General features: G+C 63.5%; 13 protein-coding genes. 2 read left to right on the top strand and 11 right to left on the bottom strand.

All coding sequences use genetic code 11. The features are described 5' to 3' along the window. Nucleotides 1-2: 2 nt before the first annotated feature. From selB to D886_RS0116090, 9 genes are all read right to left on the bottom strand, one after another. The gene (gene selB, locus D886_RS0116135) at nt 3-1,925 is read right to left on the bottom strand and encodes a selenocysteine-specific translation elongation factor (protein WP_027594889.1); all 1,923 of its coding nucleotides are present in this window, start codon (nt 1,923-1,925) and stop codon (nt 3-5) included. Further along, complete coding sequence (selA, locus tag D886_RS0116130) at nt 1,922-3,349, bottom strand: L-seryl-tRNA(Sec) selenium transferase (protein WP_027594888.1); 1,428 nt, start codon at nt 3,347-3,349, stop codon at nt 1,922-1,924. Before selA ends, selB begins: the two co-directional genes overlap by 4 nt. 155 nt (nt 3,350-3,504) lie before the next feature. Continuing rightward, nucleotides 3,505-4,431: a formate dehydrogenase accessory protein FdhE gene (gene fdhE / locus D886_RS0116125; protein WP_027594887.1), complete on the bottom strand. Its 927-nt coding sequence runs from the start codon at nt 4,429-4,431 to the stop codon at nt 3,505-3,507. A gap of 4 nt (nt 4,432-4,435) precedes the next feature. Beyond that, entirely contained in the window at nt 4,436-5,092 is a 657-nt protein-coding gene (locus tag D886_RS0116120) for a formate dehydrogenase subunit gamma (RefSeq protein ID WP_027594886.1), read from the bottom strand. Beyond that, a complete protein-coding gene (gene fdxH, locus D886_RS0116115) occupies nt 5,089-6,039 on the bottom strand; it encodes a formate dehydrogenase subunit beta (protein WP_027594885.1) in 951 nt (316 codons plus the stop codon). The genes D886_RS0116120 and fdxH overlap by 4 nt, the downstream gene beginning before the upstream one ends. Beyond that, nucleotides 6,039-9,107 (bottom strand): formate dehydrogenase-N subunit alpha, encoded by a 3,069-nt coding sequence (fdnG, locus tag D886_RS0116110; protein WP_155951438.1) that lies wholly within the window; start codon nt 9,105-9,107, stop codon nt 6,039-6,041. The genes fdxH and fdnG overlap by 1 nt, the downstream gene beginning before the upstream one ends. A 438-nt stretch (nt 9,108-9,545) precedes the next feature. Beyond that, on the bottom strand, nt 9,546-10,319 hold the full coding sequence (locus D886_RS0116100; RefSeq protein ID WP_027594882.1) for an SDR family NAD(P)-dependent oxidoreductase: 774 nt from the start codon (nt 10,317-10,319) through the stop codon (nt 9,546-9,548). 22 nt (nt 10,320-10,341) lie between these two features. Beyond that, entirely contained in the window at nt 10,342-11,127 is a 786-nt protein-coding gene (locus D886_RS0116095) for a TSUP family transporter (protein ID WP_027594881.1), read from the bottom strand. Nucleotides 11,128-11,158: 31 nt separating this feature from the next. Then, the gene (locus tag D886_RS0116090; protein ID WP_027594880.1) at nt 11,159-12,184 is read right to left on the bottom strand and encodes a TauD/TfdA family dioxygenase; all 1,026 of its coding nucleotides are present in this window, start codon (nt 12,182-12,184) and stop codon (nt 11,159-11,161) included. Between the two features lie 442 nt (nt 12,185-12,626). Here D886_RS0116090 and D886_RS0116085 point away from each other — a divergent pair, with 442 nt between their 5' ends. Then, nucleotides 12,627-14,021, top strand: coding sequence for a PLP-dependent aminotransferase family protein (locus tag D886_RS0116085; protein ID WP_027594879.1), 1,395 nt, complete (start codon nt 12,627-12,629; stop codon nt 14,019-14,021). 112 nt (nt 14,022-14,133) lie between these two features. Here the strand turns inward: D886_RS0116085 and D886_RS0116080 are convergent, their stop codons facing one another. Then, nucleotides 14,134-14,685, bottom strand: coding sequence for a single-stranded DNA-binding protein (locus D886_RS0116080; RefSeq protein ID WP_027594878.1), 552 nt, complete (start codon nt 14,683-14,685; stop codon nt 14,134-14,136). Between the two features lie 9 nt (nt 14,686-14,694). Continuing rightward, nucleotides 14,695-16,089 (bottom strand): MFS transporter, encoded by a 1,395-nt coding sequence (locus D886_RS0116075; protein ID WP_027594877.1) that lies wholly within the window; start codon nt 16,087-16,089, stop codon nt 14,695-14,697. A 129-nt stretch (nt 16,090-16,218) separates the two neighbouring features. On the opposite strand from D886_RS0116075, the gene uvrA reads away from it, so the two are divergent. Beyond that, a complete protein-coding gene (gene uvrA / locus D886_RS0116070) occupies nt 16,219-19,053 on the top strand; it encodes an excinuclease ABC subunit UvrA (RefSeq protein WP_027594876.1) in 2,835 nt (944 codons plus the stop codon). Nucleotides 19,054-19,097 lie beyond the last annotated feature (44 nt).

The following is a 19,097-nucleotide window of genomic DNA, read 5'->3' as shown; positions in this document are numbered from 1 at the left end:
ACTCAGTGCCTGGCCTGCTGCTGGGCCAGGGCGCTGTCGGCGCGGATGTAACGCTGGTCGGCCACCCGGCGGGTCAGGCCGATGCGGTCGAAATACTCAAGAATCTGCACACTGCGCTTGCGACCGATGCCCAACATATCGCGAAACGCAGCCACCTGCACTACCGGCGCTTCACTCACCTGGCCAAGCAGCAGCGCGGCCATGCGCTGTACCGTCGCTGCCGGGTAGAACAGGTCCCGCACCACCTGGTGCACCAGGCCCAGCCTGGCCAGCTTGCGCATCAGCAAGCGCACATCCGTTTCGGCGCAGCCCAATTCACTGGCTAGCGTCCGCACCCACGGCGGGTCGTACTGCCCTTCCAGCAAGCGGGGTTCCAACCGCGCCCATAGCGCGTTATCGGCCTCACTCAATTGCACCTTGTGATCGGGCAGGTGCAACCACGGGCCGCTGCTGGCAACCTGCCCCTCATCAAGCAATTCATCCAGCAGGCTGACAAACGCCGGACGCTCCAGCGGCAAGGCAGCAAAGCGCCGTAAACGGTCGCGGTCCGGGCCGAGTTGGTCGGGCTCCTGCTGATGAAACAGTGCCAGCCGCTCCAGCACCTGCTGCTTCAACGCATCCCACGTCGCACGAGCAAATAGCAACGGCCCCTGGCGTGTGGCAATCACTAGAACATTCGCGGGCAACTGCCAGCTCGCACGCAGGCGGTTGAACTGCCGCTCCAGCCGCTGCGGGTCGAGCCCTGCGGGCGCGGCATCCAGCAAAGCGGGTAACGCTTGCTCCAGGCCCTCGGCATCACGCAGCACCTGCAACTGGCGCAGCCGCGCCTCGCTGCGACGCTGCCGACTGGGCGCAAACGGGTCAAGCACCCACCCGCCCCCCAGCGTGCGCTGGGCGCGCTGGTCGCGCAGCACCAGCCGGTCGCCATGCACGGCCTGCAGCGGCGCGTTGAGTAGCAACTGGGCAAACATGCGCTGGCCGGCCAGCAGTGCCTCACCTTCGAGCAGCGCCACGCGGGCGGTCACATCCTGAGTGCCGAGGTGGACGTGCACAGCGCTGAAGTGCTCGAACGGGCGGGTTTCTCCCGCCAGCAACGTCAGCTCGATATCGACCCGAACGCTGGGTGCGTGCAGCCATTCGGGCACCAGCCAGTCACCCCGGTGTACCTGTTCGACGGCCAACCGTTCGGCAGCGATGTTCAGCGCCACCCGCTGGCCCGCTTCGGCCATCAGCGCGGCCTGGCTCTGGGCATGCAGGCCGCGCACCCGCACGGGTTTGCCAGCCTTGCCCAACAACAGGGTGTCGCCCGCACTGACCTGGCCGGCCAATGCCGTGCCGGTGACCACCACGCCGGCGCCAGACACCGCGAAGGCGCGGTCGATGGCCAGGCGAAAACCGCCGCGCACACTGCGCTGCCGCACCCGCCCTTGCGCCTGCAGCAGTGCCTGGCGCAATGCCTCCACACCCTCGCCCGTGATGCTCGACAGGGCAAACTGCGAGGCCCCCACATACGGCCCCGGCGCCAGCAGCGCGGCGATCTGCGCGTGCACTTCGGCCAGGCGCGCCGGCGCTACCCGGTCGCATTTGCTGACCGCCACTAACGCCTGAGGAATGCCCAGCAACTCGATGATCGCCAGGTGCTCGCGGGTTTGCGGCATGACGCCGTCGTCCGCAGCCACCACCAGCAACACCAGGTCGATGCCGTGCGCCCCTGCCAGCATGTTGTGGATAAAGCGCTCATGGCCCGGCACATCGATGAAACCGGTCAGTGGCGCACCTTCGGCCAGTGCGGCATAGCGATAGCCGAGGTCGATGGTCATGCCGCGTTCGCGTTCTTCCTGACGGTGGTCGCCAGCCTGCCCGGTCAAGGCCTGCAGCAGCGCCGTCTTGCCGTGGTCGATATGGCCGGCGGTACCGACGATCACTGCACCGGCCCCAGTTGCAGGGCAGGCAGTTGCGCCAGCCACTGGGCTTCATCGTCCAACTGGCGCAGGTCGAGCCACAGCGCATCGTCGTCGATACGCCCCAGCACCGGTACCGGTAACTCGCGCAAGGCGCGCTCCAGCACATGCAGGCTGCGCCCGCGCAGCTTCTTCGACACCTGCGGGCGCAGGCACAGCGCGGCGCTGGGCAGGCGCGCCACCGGCTGGCTGCCGCTGCCGATCATGCCCAGTGCCGGCTCCACACTGACCGCCCATTGCCCATCGAGGCGGGCTTTGAGTTCGGGCGCCAGGCGCTCGGCCTGGGCCTGGATCTCGGCCTGGCTGCGGGTCAGCAGGCGCAGGCTGGGCAAGCGCTCGGCCAGCCGGTCCGGGTTGCGGTACAGCGCCAGCACCGCTTCAAGGGCGGCGAGGGTGATCTTGTCGACGCGCAGCGCACGTTTGAGGGGGTTCTTCTTGATCTTGGCGATCAGGTCCTTGCGCCCGACGATGATCCCGGCTTGTGGCCCGCCAAGCAGCTTGTCGCCGCTGAAGGTGACGATATCGGCGCCATCTGCCAGTGCCTGGCGGACGGTCGGTTCGGCGGGCAGGCCCCAGCGGGTAAGGTCAAGCAAACTGCCGCTGCCCAGGTCTTCGAGCAGCGGCAGTTCATGTTGATGGGCAATGCGCGCCAGCTCGGCGGTAGGCACCTGGGTCGTGAAGCCCTGGATGCTGTAGTTGCTGCAGTGCACGCGCATCAGCAGGCCGGTGCGCGGGCCGATGGCGGCCTCGTAGTCGCGCGCATGGGTACGGTTGGTGGTCCCGATCTCGTGCAGCCGTACGCCTGCACGGGCCATGATGTCGGGGATACGAAAGGCCCCGCCGATCTCGATCAGCTCGCCTCGGGAGATGATGCCCTCCTTGCGCGCCCCCAGGCTGTTCAGCGCCAGCAGCACGGCTGCGGCATTGTTGTTGACCACGGTGACGGCTTCGGCACCGGTCAATTCGCGGATCAGGCCTTCGATCAGGTCGTCACGGTCGCCGCGCTTGCCGGTGGCCAGGTCGAACTCCAGGTTGAGCGGGTAACGGGCGGCGGTCTGCATGGCGTCGATGGCCTCTTCCGGCAACAGAGCGCGGCCGAGGTTGGTGTGCAGCACGGTGCCGGTGAGGTTGAACACCCGGCGGACCTGGCTGCGTTGCTGGGTAGCCAGGCGCTCGCCAGTGCGACCGAGCAGTACCTCTGCGGCCAACTCGGCGGTGTTGAGTTGACCCAGATGGGCGGGCTCGCGCAGGTCGTCGAGCAGTTGGCGCAGGGTGGCGAGCACAGCGTCGCGGCCGTGGCGGTCGATCAGCGGGAGGCAGGCCGGATGACGCAGGAGGGTGTCGATGGAAGGCAGGCGTGGGGTGTCGTTGGCGAGGCTTGAAGACATCAGGTACTACCTTCAGATGATCCGTTGTCTGTTCTGGCCCTTTCGCGGGGCAAGCCCGCTCCCACAGAGAACTTGCTGGTTCCGAATACAGCGAAGTACCTGTGGGAGCGGGCTTGCCCCGCGAAGGGCGCGACTCGATCTTGCAGTGTAGACACTCACCCGCCACCCGGCGCCAGCAGCAGGTTTGGCGCCAGGCGATGAAACCCTTCCTCATCCAGCCGGATATCCAGCGCCAGGCTGGCCAGGTCATCGGCCAGCGCCTCGGCAGCGGCATCGTTCTCCAGATAATGCTGCTTCAGGTAGGTGTTGCACCCCGGGCAACACTCAGCCTGCAACGGCGCCTTGCCCGGCGCATGGCGATCATCCTCCAAGCTGGTATAGCGCAGGTCCTTGCTCGACTCGCAGTACACGCACTTGACCCGCACCACATGCCACTCGCAGGCACACAACGAGCAGGCCAGGTAACGCAGGCCGTTATGCTTGCCACGGTTACGCACCACACCGGCCAACGCCGGCGACCCGCAGGCCGGGCATTGGGCCAAGCTGCCGGCCGGCTTGAGCTCGCAAGCCGGCAGCGCCAGCAGCCAATAGGACCAGGCGGCTTGCAGCGCCGCGCCCAGAAACGGCACAAACGCGGCCGGCACGGCATCGAACTGCCCTGCCAGCAACGCGATACCCCAACCCTTGCGCTGGCCGTCGTCACTGTTGCGCAGTGCCTGCAGCGCTTCGGCCAACGGCCCTTTGGCCGCTTCACCGAACTGATCGAGCAACGCCTGCAGCCAGACCAGCCACGGCCCTTCGCGCACCAGGCTGTCAGCTGCCAGCGGCGGCAGCCCATGACTTATGCACAGGCGCTGGCGGTCTTCGGCCACAGGCAAAGCACCAGGCGGGTTATCCACAAGCCTCTGCTGGATGTGACACAGCCGCGCGATCAGCCACAGGTAATCGCCAAGGGCATTATCTTCAGCGAGCAGCTCCAGCCGCTCGGCACGCAGGGCGAACAAGCCCTTGGGTGGCAGGTGCAAAAAGGGTGGCGCCACCGCCGAGGCCTCGATCTGCCCGGGTACGAGTATCGTACTCATGTACTCATCCTTCTTTACGTCCGTGATCACCTGGCTGCTTGTCGCCGGTCACCTCGCGGTACCACAGCTCATGATGTTTGCGGGCCCAGGCGCGGCTGACCCAGCCATGCAGCATGGCGCCAATGGAGCCCTTGATCCAGATACCGGCGTAGATGTGCACAATGATGCTAAGGATGAGCACAAAACCCGCCAGCGCATGCAGCAAGGTAGCCAGGCGAATGGAGCCGATATCGAAGAAATGGCTGAAGTACGCGCGCCAGATGACCACACCGCTCAGCAACAGCACCAGCATGCACAGCAGCAGCGTCCAGAACAGCAGCTTCTGCCCGGCGTTGTACTTGCCAATGGGCGGCACGCCGTCTTCACGGTTGACCATCACCCGGTCGATGCGGCGCAGCCACAGGCGGTCGTTGGCGGTGATGAAGTTGGCGCGCCAGAAACGCACCACCAGGCCGAGGAAGAACACGAACATGGCCACGCCCATGAACGGGTGCAGGATGCGTGTCCACGGCCCACCGCCGAACAGGTGGCTTAGCCAGAACAGGGCCGGATGGAACAGCGCCAGCCCAGACAGCCCGGCCATGAAAAACAGAATGGCGACAATCCAGTGGTTGGTCCGCTCGTTGGCGTTGTAACGCAGGATAGGCTTGTTGTGGTTCATGGCCGTTGCTCCCCTTGCCCACCGGGCTGCTTCGGATCGTACACATGCACCGCAGGGTCCACCTGGTGCACGCTGTCATCAGGCGGCGTGGGGTGCTCGTCCTCTTCGACCCGCTGCGGGCCAACCCGCACATAGTGGAAGAACCCTGCCAGCACCGCCGCGCCCATGGCCAGCAGCGCCAGCGGCTTGGTGAAGCCCTTCCACAAACCTACCAGCGGGCTGATCACCGGCTGGTCCGGCAGGCCGGCGTACAGCCGAGGGGTGTCGGCATGGTGCAGCACGTACATCACGTGGGTGCCGCCGACGCCGTCCGGGTCGTACAGCCCGGCGTTGTCGTAGCCACGTGACTTGAGGTCGACGATGCGCTCGGCGGCATGCACCTTCATCTCGTCCTTGCTGCCGAAAACGATCGCCCCGGTCGGGCAGGTTTTCACACAGGCCGGCTCCAGCCCCACGCTCACCCGGTCGGAACACAGCGTGCACTTGTACGCCTTGTGGTCCTTCTGCGAGATGCGCGGGATGTTGAACGGGCAGCCGGTGATGCAGTAGCCGCAACCGATGCAGTGGTCCTGGTTGAAATCGACGATACCGTTGGCGTGCTTGATGATCGCCCCCGGGCTCGGGCAGGCTTTCAGGCAACCGGGGTCGGCGCAGTGCATGCAGCCATCCTTGCGGATCAGCCACTCCAGGTTGCCGTCGTCGCGCTCGTGCTCGGTGAAGCGCATCAGAGTCCAGGTCTCGGCGGTGAGGTCCTGGGGGTTGTCGTAGGTGCCGTGGTTGTGGCCAACCTCGTCACGCAGCTCGTTCCACTCCGAACAGGCCACCTGGCAGGCCTTGCAGCCGATGCACTTGGTGGTGTCGATCAGCTTGGCGACTTCCTCCTGCTGGCGTACCGAAGGCGGCACGGTGGTGGTGGCCGAGCGGGCGATGATGTCTTGGCTGGCCATCAGAGTTTCTCCACTTTGACGAGGAACGACTTGGACTCCGGCGTCTGGGTGTTGCCATCACCCAGGAACGGCACCAGGGTGTTGGTCAGGTAGCCGTGCCGGGTCGCCCCGGTGAAGCCCCAGTGCAACGGGATGCCGATCTGGTGCACGGTCTGGTTGTTGACCTGCAGCGGGCGAATCCGCTTGGTCACCACCGCCACCGCGTCGATATGCCCGCGCTTGCTCGACACCCGCACCCGGTCACCTGCCTTGATGCCCTTCTCGTTCGCCAGCACCTCGCCGATCTCGACAAACTGCTCGGGCTGGGCGATCGCGTTGAGCCGGCAATGCTTGCTCCAGAAGTGGAAGTGCTCGGTCAGCCGGTAGGTGGTCGCCGCGTAAGGGAATTCATCATGGGTGCCGAGGCTGTCCCACACCGAATCGAAGATCCGCCCGGCCGGGTTGCTGGTGGCCTTCTTGTTCTGCGGGTGCAGCGGGTTGATGCCGATCGGCGTTTCGAACGGCTCGTAGTGCTCGGGGAACGGGCCTTCGGCCATCTTGTCGATGGCAAAGAACCGCGCCACGCCCTCGGGGTTCATGATGAACGGGTTCATCCCAGCTTCCGGTGGGGAGTCGACCTTGAAGTCGGGCACATCGGTACCGGTCCAGGCTTTGCCGTTCCACCACACCAGGCGTTTTTTCTCTGGGTCCCATGGCTTGCCTTGCGGGTCGCTGGAGGCACGGTTGTAGAGGATGCGGCGGTTGGCCGGCCAGGCCCAGGCCCAGTTCTGCACCTGGTGCATGCCGTACGGGTCGCTGTTGTCGCGGCGTGCCATCTGGTTGCCTTGCTCGGTCCAGCAGCCGGCGAAAATCCAGCAACCCGAAGCGGTACTGCCGTCGTCCTTGAGCTGGCCGAAGCCCGACAACTGTTGCCCGCCCTTGAGCACCGCGCCGGTCGGGTCGGTGACGTCGGTTACCGCCCAGCCGTTCATTTCCTTGGCCAACTCCTCCGGGGACGGCTCTTCAGGGACCTTGTACGGCCAGCTGATGTTCATCAGCGCATCGGGGTAAGCGCCGCCCTCAGCCTGGTAGCGTTGGCGCAGGCGCAAGAACAGCTCGCTCATGATGTGCACATCGGTGCGGGTCTGGCCCGGGCCGTCGGCACCTTTCCAGTGCCATTGCAGCCAGCGGCTGCTGTTGACCAGCGAGCCGTCCTCCTCGGCAAAACACGTGGTGGGCAGGCGGATCACTTCGGTCTGGATATTGGCCGTGTCGACGTCGTTGAACGGCCCGGCATTGCGCCAGAACTCCGAGGTTTCGGTGGCCAGCGGGTCCATGATCACCAGCCACTTGAGCTTGCCTAGCGCGGCGGTGACACGGTTCTTGTCCGGCAACGCGGCAATCGGGTTGAAGCCTTGGCAGATGTAGCCGTTGACCTTGCCCTGGCCCATCATCTCGAACATGCGCAGCACGTCGTAGGCCGGCACATCGAGCTTGGGTAGCCAGTCGTAGCCCCAGTTGTTTTCCGCCGTGGCATTGGCGCCATACCAGGCCTTCATCAGGCTGACGTGGAACTTGCCGTAATTCTGCCAGTAGGACAGCTGCCCAGGGCGCAGCGGCTTGGAGGCACGCTTGTCGATGAACGCGGCGTAGTCTTGCTCGGCATCACCGGCCAGGGTCAGGTAACCCGGCAGCGAGTTGGACAGCAGGCCGAGGTCGGTCAGGCCTTGGATATTGGAGTGCCCACGCAAGGCGTTGACCCCACCACCCGGCATGCCGACGTTACCCAGCAACAGCTGCACCATCGCCGCACTGCGGATGATCTGCGCGCCGATCGAGTGCTGGGTCCAGCCCAGTGCGTAGAGAATCGTCATGGTCTTGCCCGGTACCGAGCAGGTGGCGATCTCTTCCCAGATTTTCATCATGGCGTCCTGCGGCATGCCACAGGTCATGCTGGCCAGCTCCGGGGTGTAGCGGCTGTAGTGCTGCTTCATCAGCTGGAACACGCAACGCGGGTGCTGCAAGGTCGGGTCGACATTGGCAAAGCCGTCCTCACCCAGCTCGTAGCCCCAACCGGACTTGTCGGCGTACACGCGCTTGGCCGCGTCGTAGCCGCTGAACAGCCCGTCCTCAAAGCCATAGCCTTCTTTGACGATGAACGACACGTCGGTGTAGTTGCGCACGTATTCGTGCTGGATCTTGTCGGTGCTCAGCAGGTAATTGATCAGCCCGCCCATGAAGGCGATGTCGCTGCCGGTGCGGATGGGCGCGTAGTAGTCCGCCACCGAGGCGGTACGGGTAAACCGCGGGTCGACCACGATCAGCCGCGCCTTGTTGTGCGCCTTGGCTTCGGTCACCCACTTGAAGCCGCACGGATGCGCTTCTGCTGCGTTGCCCCCCATCACCAGGACCAGATTCGCGTTGGCGATATCGGACCAATGGTTGGTCATGGCACCACGGCCGTACGTCGGGGCAAGACTTGCCACCGTCGGGCCATGTCAGACACGTGCTTGGTTATCGAACCCCAGCATGCCTGTTGCACGAACAACCTTGTGGGTCAGGTAGCCGGCCTCGCTGGAGGCGGCGGAGGCGGCGAGAAAACCGGTGGTAAGCCAGCGGTTGACGGTTTGCCCCTGGGCGTTCTTCTCGATGAAGTTGGCATCGCGGTCCTGCTTCATCAGGTCGGCGACGCGGTCGAGCGCCTCGTCCCACTCCACCCGCACCCACTCCTTGCTGCCCGGCTTGCGCACCTCGGGGTACTGCAGGCGGCTTGGGCTGTGGATAAAGTCCAGAAGGCCCGCGCCTTTCGGGCACAGGGTGCCGCGGTTGACCGGGTGGTCGGCGTCGCCTTCGATATGGATGATGTTCTGTTTGACGTTCTTGCCCGCATCACCCTGGCTGTACATGATCAGGCCGCAGCCGACCGAGCAGTAGGGGCAGGTGTTGCGGGTCTCTTTGGTGTGCGCCAGCTTGAAGTGACGCACCTGCTCGGCGAAGGCCGGCGTCGGGGCCATGCCCAACGCCGCCAGGCTCGAGCCTCCAAGGCCGACAGCGGCGACCTTGAAGAACTGCCGACGGTTGAGGTCCATCGTGCACTCCTGATCAGGTGGTGGACGCGCGGAACATGGCCGGCGCCTCTTGGTAGTCACGGTGGCGGGTTTTTGATGGCCGCCGATAGGTAAGACTAGTCAAGAATCGGGAAGGTGCTATGACAGGGGTCAGGGGGTGCTCCTCTCAACATCTTCAGCGCCTGTGAGATCGAGCGCCGCCCGCGCGGCGCTTCGCAGCACAAGGCTGCTCCTACATCTGTTTCGGGCCAGTTATGCCTGATGCATTGGCGCGCGGCCCCTTGGCGCCCGCCTCGATATCGCGTCGTACAAGCAAGGCGGTCGCGCGCAAATGCCACAGGCCTCATTGGCCCGAAACAGATGTAGGAGCAGCCTTGTGCTGCGAAGCGCCGCGCGGGCGGCGCTCGATCTCATAAGCGCCGAAAATGTTACGGCGAACACCCTGCGCGCGCCCCTCTATCAAGCAGCGCCCAACGGCCTGGGCAGATTACGCACCACATTCAGTGCAGCACTGCTCTGCGCCACCGGCATGATTTCGAGGGTGTTGATATTCACATGCGCGGGCTGCTCGGCGATCCACGCCACCGTAGCCGCGATATCCTCCGGCAGGATGGCTTCCACGTCGCGGTACAGCGCCTCCACCGCGTCCAGGTCGCCCTTCAGGCGCACCACCGAAAAGTCCGTGCCCGAGCACAGGCCCGGCTCGATATTGCTCACCCGCACGCGGGTACCGGCCAGGTCGGCACGCAGGTTGAGGCTGAACTGGCGCACGAATGCCTTGCTGGCGCCATACACGTTGCCGCCTGGATAGGGATAGGTGCCGGCAATCGAGCCGATGTTGATGATCATCCCGCTGTCTGCTTCCACCATCTGCGGCAGGATCTTGTGGGTGACCATGGCCAGCCCGGTGATGTTTGTATCGATCATCCGCTGCCAATTCTCGGCGCTGCTGGCCTGGGCGCGATCGACCCCAAGCGCCAGCCCGGCGTTGTTGACCAACAGATCGATTTGCAGCGAGGCATCACGAATCTGCTCGACAGCCGTTTCAAGCGACGCAGGGTCGGTGACATCCAGCGCCAAGGGGATGAAGTTGACCCCCAGCTCACCCTCCAGCGCCTGCAGTTTGTCCATGCGCCGGGCGCCACCGATCACACGGTAGCCCTTGGCAATCAACGTACGGCAGATGGCTCGGCCAAACCCCGAGGAGGCGCCGGTTACGAATGCGGTTTTCATCAGTTATCTCCGAGTAGGTAGGTCAAACCAGGTACTTCACGCCCAGGCTGGTGAACAGGCACAGCATCGAGAACACCAACACTTTGCGCACCACGTCGTTGCCTTTGCGCAAGGCCAGGGCACTGCCCATGTGGTTGCCGAGAATGTTGCAGGCCACCAGTGGCAGGGCCAGCAGGTACACAACCTTGCCGGCCATGATGAACGCCACCAGCGCGCCGATGTTGGAGGCGAAGTTGAAGGTCTTGGAGTTGGCCGAGCTGGAGACCAGGTCCATGCGCAGCAGGTAATGGAAAGCGATGATGAACATGCTGCCGGTGCCTGGGCCGAAGAAGCCGTCATAGAAGCCGATGGTCAGGCAGGTCAACGGCACCACGGTGTAGAGCGTGCGCGGGGACAGCTCGCGCTCCTCGACCGGTCGGTCTTTGGGGGTGAGGAAGATCAGGATGCCGAACGGGATCAGCGCCAGGATGATCTTGCCCACGGTCTCCTGGGAGATCGACACGATCAGGTGCGCCCCCAGATAAGCACCGAGCAACGAGAACGGCACCCCGACCAGCGCCACCTTCCAAACCATCTTGCTGTTGGCCAGAAAGTTGCGGATGGCGGCCAGCGTGCCGAGTGTGCTCACCAGTTTTTCTTGCCCGAGAGCCACCTGAGGCGGCATGCCCACTAACAGAAACCCAGGGACCAGGAACAACCCGCCGCCACCGGCAATGCTGTCGACGAAGCCTGCAATGAACGCGATCGCCCCCAGCATCAGGATCGCCAGCAGCCAGTGTTCCGCCCAGAAAGCGCCTAACAGTTCCATATCGTTACTTCCATCGAGTCGTTGAGAAAGATCAGGAGCGCACTTCGTAGAGGTGGTCCGCACGGGCGAAATGCACTCGGTTCAGGTCGTTGACCGCGAACAGGCGCAACAGCCAGCGGTCGGCACCGTCGTTCTGCGGCTCGAAGCCATCACGGGCATGCAACACACGCTGATTCTTGAAAATCATGAAGTCGCCCGGCAGCAGCAGGTGTGGCTCGTCGAAGCGGCGGGTCTCCAGTACACCGCGCAAGCTGGCCAGGGCTTGCTCGGCACGCAGGTTCAGGCCGTGGGTGTTCTCGCTGTCGAAACGGCACAACCACTCGCCGGCATTGCCATGCGCCAGCACGGGCAACTCGGCGGTGCATCGCCGATTGGCGGTGAACGAGTCGGGGCGGCGGATTTCGAACTGAGGCAGGCAAAGCTCACGCACGGTGGCCGACGGCAGCGCCGCCACTACCGCATCGAGGTTGACCAGCGTTGTGCTGATGCGCGGGTCGCAGCGCATGCCAAAGAACGACAGGTATTCCGGGCAGCAGGAGGCCGTGCCGAGTGGTTCGGATGACAGCGGCAGGTCGGGGTTGTCGACGTGGTAGGAAAAACGCAGCCGCGAGCCGTGGGAGCTCTTGTGGCTGGATGAAGTGCGTGCCGGAATGACATGGCGGAACAGCCGGCCGTCGTTCTCCCCCTCATAAACGATCGGGTTGATGCCCATCAGGCTCTGCATGGTCAGGCTGACCAGGCAGGCAATCGGCGTGCTGCGCGGGCTGAGCACACCCGAGTACGGCGTAGGAGGTACGTCACGGTCGCGTGGGCAATTGCGCACGATCATGCTGGTCAGTTGCGGGTCTTCGACGAAACCACGAATCTGCTGGCACAGTGCGTTGCCCAGCACCTCCTGCGCCTGATCCTTGAGCTGAGGGTAGAGCTCTTTGCTGGTTTCAAAATCGAGGGGGGTATTGTTCAGCAAGATTTGCCAGGCACTTGAGGTTACCCAAGGCAGGCGGATCTCCAGTGAAGTCTGAGGCTCGGCTCCTTGTTGCAGGTGTGCGCTTTCCATTTCGAGTGATATTCCATTGAGCTAGCTTGAGGCCATTCGGTGTCGTGCTAAGCCGGGCAGAGGCGGCAGACGTTGTCTTTTTTTGAAGCCGTTCACAGCTGTGCGATGAGATAAGTGGAGCCAGGGCGGCACCCCGCAAATTGCATCGACTCAATCATTGTAATTACAAAAATAGAATCGACTCAATTTATTTCAACATAGCGCAAGCACATCGATTGCATCGATTCAATCAACTTATTGATTTCAAAAGATTTCTGGAAAAACCACTGAATTCCCTGAAGCAGTTCGCCGAGCTCTGCCGAAGCTGAAGGACCTTCAGTCGCTCATCTCGCCGGCAAAAGCCAGCTCAATCGATGTAATTTGCCTACAAGAAAACACAATTACTCCTATCAGACCTTTCGTGCTAGGCTTCCGCGTTCTTGCAGCCTTTGGTGCCATTTCTATGTGGGTTCCTCACTACAGCGACCTGGCGCAGCCGGTCTATCTGATGATCGCCGACGCCCTTGAACAGGACATCGGCAGCGGCCGACTGACCGCTGGCGATCGCCTGCCGACCCTCAAGGACTTGGCCGAATCATTGAACGTGACGCCTGGCACCATTGGGCGCGCCTATGACGAAGCCGCCAAACGGGGCCTGGTGGTGGGCGAGGTCGGCCGCGGCACCTTTGTGTTGCAGCAACGCCCGGCGCATGCGCCAGCCTCGGCAGCACGCCCCATGCCTGCGCCAGCCGAGCGCGAGAGTGGCCAGATCGACCTTTCGATCATCAAACCCAATGACGCGCACATGACCGACTGGTTGCGCGGGGCAATAAACGAACTGGCAGCTTCTCCCGACCTGGCCCAGGTGCTCGATTACGTCACCGAGGGTGGTCACGCGACGCACAAGCAGGCCGGTGCGGCCTGGATTCAACGCTGGCTACCCGAAGCGAACTGGCAGCAGGTGGTGCTGACCTCGGGCGCCCAACACGGGCTGCTGGTGGCCATCAGCAGTTTGTCCAAGAACGATGACGTCATCCTCTGCGAGTCATTCTGCTACCCGGGCATCATTTCCCTGGCGCACAGCATGGGGCGCCGCCTGCGCGGCGTGGCCATGGACGAGCACGGTTTAATTCCCGAGGTCTTGCGCGCGGCGTGCCTGGAACACCGCCCTTCCCTGCTGGTGTGCGTGACCACCCACCAGAACCCCACCAACTCGATCATGCCCCACGCGCGCCGTGAAGCCATCGCCGAGATCGCCCGCGAGTTCGACCTGTTCATCGTCGATGACGATATCTATGGCTTCCTTGAACCGGCCCCTGATTACAAACCGTTGGCGGCCTATGCCCCAGAGCGCTCGGTGTACCTGACCAGTTTGTCCAAAAGCGTGCTCCCCGCGCTGCGGATCGGTTACCTCTATGCCCCGCCCCAAACCCTTTCGCGGCTCTCGTCGATGGTGCGCAGCAGCGTCTGGATGCCCTCGCCGTTGATGGCGCAACTGGCCAGCAACCTGATCAACAGCGGCATGGCCGACCAACTGGTGCAGGTGCAGCAGGACGAAGCGGCCGCGCGCCAGCAAATGGCCCGCGAGATCCTGGGTAACTACAAGGTCCGCAGCCAGCCCAACAGTTTCCATCTTTGGCTGGAGCTGCCCGAGCCGTGGACCAGCGACGAATTTGCCAACCTGGCGCGCAACAATGGCGTCACCGTGGTCAGTGGCAGTCAGTTCCTGCCGGAGCGCAGCGCTGCAACCTGCGGCGTGCGTATCGCACTGATGACGCCAAGCCGCGCGGAGTTGGGCTTTGCCCTGACCAAGCTGGTCAGCTTGCTGGATTCGCCAGAGCCGCGACTTTTTTACTAGGGCCGGTCTAGCCAGCTCCACAACTCTGGACAGGCGCTCTTGCGCCTTGCATAAAAAAACCCAGAGCAATTTGCCCTGGGTTTTCGCTGTAGCTCGACGCTAACCGCTCAGATCAGAACGGAATATCGTCATCAAAGCTGTCAAAGTCAGCCGCCGGCTGCGGCGCTGGCTGCTGCGGCGCTGGGCGCTGAGGAGCCTGTTGCGGGCGCTGGGCCTGCTGACGTGGTGGCGCCTGGTTGTATTGTTGCTGCTGGCCACCCTGGTTGTAGTTGTTTCCACCACCCTGGTTGTACTGGTCGCCGCCACCTTGCTGGTTCTGCGGACGGCCGCCCAGCAGCTGCATGGTGCCGTTGATGTCGACGATGATCTCGGTGGTGTAGCGCTTGATGCCGTCTTTTTCCCACTCGCGGGTCTGCAGCTTGCCTTCGATGTACACCTGCGAACCCTTGCGCAGGTATTCGCCGGCGATTTCGGCAACCTTGCCGAACAGCGACACACGGTGCCACTCGGTACGCTCGACCTTCTGGCCCGACTGCTTGTCGGTCCACTGCTCGCTGGTAGCCAGGCTCAGGTTGGTCACGGCGTTACCGTTGGGCAGGTAGCGGACTTCGGGATCCTGGCCACAAGTGCCGACCAGAATGACTTTGTTAACCCCACGGGCCATAACGTTCTCCTAGGCTTCGCACGCCGAAGAGGCTGGGTTTACCAGACGCTCGAGGGTCGTACGGTCCAAAATTTTCGTATCCAGTTTGATATAGATGGCGGCTTCTTCTGCCACCACAATGGCGTCGGTCACACCCGGCACGGCCATCAGGCGTTCGGTCAACCCGGCTTCCCGGACTGCCTCGGGCGTCAGCGGCATGCGCAGGCTGGTCACATACGGCGGCTCGTTCATGCGCAATGCGACGACCAACCATACGGCACACAGCAGCGCGCAACCGAGGAACACCATGTTCAGCCCACCGTGCTGGAACAACCAGCCACCGAGGATGCCCCCCAGGGCGGCGCCCAGGAACTGGCTGGTGGAGTACACCCCCATCGCCGTTCCCTTGCCACCCGCAGGCGACACCTTGCTCACCAACGAAGGCAGCGAGGCTTCCAGCAGGTTGAATGCGGTAAAGAATACCACGGTGCCAATCACCAGTCCGCGCAAGTTGTCAGCCCACTGCCAGAAGAACACCTCGACCAGCAGCAACACACTGACCGCTCCGGCCAGTACGCGTTTCATCTTGCGCTTTTTTTCGCCGTAGATGATGAACGGGATCATTGCAAAAAATGAGATGAACAGCGCGGTCAGGTAGACCCACCAGTGCTCTTCCTTGGGCAGGCCGCCACGCTCGACGAAGGCCAAGGGCAGTGCGACGAAGCTGGCCATGAGGATGGCGTGGAGGATGAAGATACTGATGTCCAGGCGCAGAAGGTCCGGATGGCGCAGGGTCGGGCCCAGTGCCTGGCGGGCAACGCCTGACTCACGGTGCTGCAAGGTGCTGTGAGTGCTAGGCACGACGAAGGCGATCAGCAGGGTGCCCACCAGCGCAAGCCCTGCCGTGGACAAGAACAATCCTGACAGCCCGTAGGCACGGGTCAACAGCGGGCCGACGACCATGGCGACGGCGAACGACAGGCCGATGCTCATGCCGATCATGGCCATGGCCTTGGTGCGATGCTGTTCCCGGGTCAGGTCGGACAGCAGTGCCATGACGGCGGCGGAAATCGCCCCCGCGCCCTGCAGAATGCGCCCGGCGATGACCCCCCAGATAGAGTCGGCCTGGGCCGCCAGCACGCTGCCCAGGGCGAAGATCACCAGCCCCAGGTAAATTACTGGGCGCCGGCCGATGCGGTCGGACACCATGCCGAACGGGATCTGCAGGACCGCCTGGGTCAGGCCGTAGGCGCCAATGGCCAGGCCAATCAGCGCGGGTGTGGCACCGGCCAGGTCCATGCCGTAGGTGGCCAGCACCGGCAAGACCATGAACATGCCCAGCATACGAAAGGCAAAGACCAGGGCCAGGCCGCCTGCGGCGCGGGTTTCGCTGCCACTCATGCGCTCGTTGTGGGTGTCGTGCATGGATTAACCTCGTGTGAACCGGCGGCGATTCTATCAGTCCGACAGCTTGACGGCATATACGCGACGCTTTGCCGCGTACTGGCAGCGCGCCGTATACTTCTTTGTTTATGCCCGCCGAGCGAGGCCGCAGTGGACAAGATCCTGATTCGTGGGGCACGTACCCACAACCTGAAGAACATCGACCTGACCCTGCCGCGGGACAAGCTGATCGTCATCACCGGCCTGTCCGGGTCCGGCAAGTCCTCCCTGGCGTTCGACACACTGTACGCCGAAGGCCAGCGCCGTTATGTCGAATCCCTGTCGGCCTATGCCCGGCAGTTCCTGTCGATGATGGAAAAGCCCGACGTCGACACCATCGAAGGCCTCTCCCCGGCCATTTCCATCGAGCAGAAGTCGACCTCGCACAACCCCCGCTCCACCGTCGGCACCATCACCGAGATCTACGACTACCTGCGCCTGCTTTACGCCCGCGTTGGCACGCCGCGCTGCCCGGATCACGACATCCCGCTGGAGGCGCAGACCGTCAGCCAGATGGTCGACCTGGTACTGGAGCGCCCCGAAGGCAGCAAGCTGATGCTGCTGGCACCGGTGATCCGCGAGCGCAAGGGCGAGCACTTGGCGGTGTTCGACGAGCTGCGCGCCCAGGGCTTCGTCCGCGCGCGGGTCAACGGCAAGCTCTACGAGCTCGATGAGCTGCCCAAGCTGGATAAACAGAAGAAGCACAGCATCGATGTGGTGGTAGACCGCTTCAAGGTCCGCACCGACCTGCAGCAGCGTCTGGCCGAGTCGTTCGAGACTGCACTCAAATTGGCCGACGGTATCGCCTTGGTGGCGCCGATGGACGACGAAGAAGGCGAAGAGATGATCTTCTCCGCCCGCTTCGCCTGCCCGGTCTGTGGCCATGCGATCAGTGAGCTGGAGCCCAAGCTGTTCTCCTTCAACAACCCGGCCGGTGCTTGCCCGACCTGTGACGGCCTGGGGGTCAAACAGTTCTTCGACACCAAACGCCTGGTCAACACCGAGCTGACCCTGGCCGAGGGCGCTATACGCGGCTGGGACCGGCGCAACGTCTATTACTTCCAGATGCTTGGCTCGCTGGCCGCGCACTACGGGTTCAGCCTTGAGGCGCCGTTCGGCGAGCTGTCGGCCGAGCACCAGAAGGTGATCCTGCAAGGCAGCGGCAAGCAGAGCGTCGACTTCAAATACCTCAATGACCGCGGCGACATCGTCAAACGCTCGCACCCGTTCGAAGGCATCGTGCCGAACCTGGAGCGGCGCTACCGCGAGACCGAGTCGGCCACCGTGCGTGAAGAGCTGGCCAAACTGCTCGGCACCCAACCCTGCCCTGACTGCCGCGGCACCCGTCTGCGGCGCGAAGCTCGGCACGTGTGGGTGGGCGAAAAAACCCTACCGGCCGTCACCAACCTGCCGATCGGTGAAGCCAGCAGCTACTTCGGCGAGCTGACCCTGACCGGGCGCCGTGGCGAAATTGCAGCGAAAATTCTCAAGGAAATCTGCGAGCGCCTGCAGTTTCTGGTCAACGTCGGCCTGGACTACCTCACCCTGGACCGCAGCGCCGACACACTGTCGGGTGGTGAGGCCCAGCGCATCCGCCTGGCCAGCCAGATCGGTGCGGGCCTGGTCGGGGTGATGTACATCCTCGATGAACCGTCCATCGGTCTTCATCAACGCGACAACGACCGCTTGCTGGCCACCCTCAACCACCTGCGCGACCTGGGCAATACGGTCATCGTGGTGGAACACGACGAAGACGCTATTCGTTTAGCCGACTATGTGGTGGACATCGGCCCGGGTGCCGGGGTGCATGGCGGCCAGATCGTCGCCGAGGGCACGCCCGAGGAGGTCATGGCGCATCCTGACTCGCTGACTGGCAAATACCTGTCCGGGCGCAAGAAAATCGTCGTCCCAGCCAAACGCACGCCACGCGACAAAAAACTCTCGCTGAAGCTCAAGGGCGCGCGCGGTAACAACCTGCAGAACGTCGACCTGGAAATCCCGATCGGCCTGCTGACCTGCGTAACGGGCGTGTCGGGTTCGGGCAAATCGACCCTGATCAACAACACCCTGTACCCGCTCGCCGCTACCGCGCTCAACGGCGCGAGCAGCCTGGAAGCCGCGCCGCACAGCAGCATGGATGGCATGCAGCACCTGGACAAAGTGGTGGATATCGACCAGAGCCCGATTGGCCGCACACCGCGCTCGAACCCGGCAACCTACACCGGTATTTTCACGCCGATTCGCGAGCTGTTCTCGGGTGTTCCAGAATCGCGCTCACGCGGCTACGGCCCAGGGCGCTTCTCGTTCAACGTCAAGGGCGGCCGTTGCGAGGCCTGCCAGGGCGATGGCCTGATCAAGGTCGAGATGCACTTCCTGCCCGACATCTACGTGCCGTGCGACGTGTGCAAGAGCAAGCGCTACAACCGCGAAACCCTGGAGATCAAGTACAAGGGCAAGAACATCCACGAGGTGCTGGAAATGACCATCGAGGACGCCCGCGAGTTCTTCGACGCGGTCCCTGCGTTAGCGCGCAAGCTGCAAACCCTGATGGACGTAGGCCTGTCCTACATCAAGCTGGGCCAGTCGGCGACTACCTTGTCGGGCGGTGAGGCTCAACGGGTGAAGCTGTCCCGCGAGCTGTCCAAGCGCGATACCGGCAAGACCCTGTATATCCTCGACGAGCCAACCACGGGCCTGCACTTTGCCGATATCCAGCAATTGCTCGATGTGCTGCACCGCCTGCGCGACCACGGCAACACCGTGGTGGTGATCGAGCACAACCTGGACGTGATCAAGACCGCCGACTGGCTGGTGGACTTGGGACCGGAAGGTGGCTCCAAAGGTGGGCAGATCATTGCCAGCGGTACACCGGAAGAACTGGCCAAGATGAAGCAGTCCTACACCGGGCATTACCTCAAGCCGCTGTTGGAGCGTGACCGGGCCTGATCCGCCTGTGCATAAAAAAGCCCCTGGCACCGTAAGTGCCAGGG

The organism is Pseudomonas sp. LAIL14HWK12:I7 (assembly GCF_000483465.1).
Lineage (GTDB): Bacteria > Pseudomonadota > Gammaproteobacteria > Pseudomonadales > Pseudomonadaceae > Aquipseudomonas > Aquipseudomonas kermanshahensis.
The sequence above is the reverse complement of the archived record's forward strand: the minus strand, read 5'-3'. Positions and strand labels throughout refer to the sequence as shown.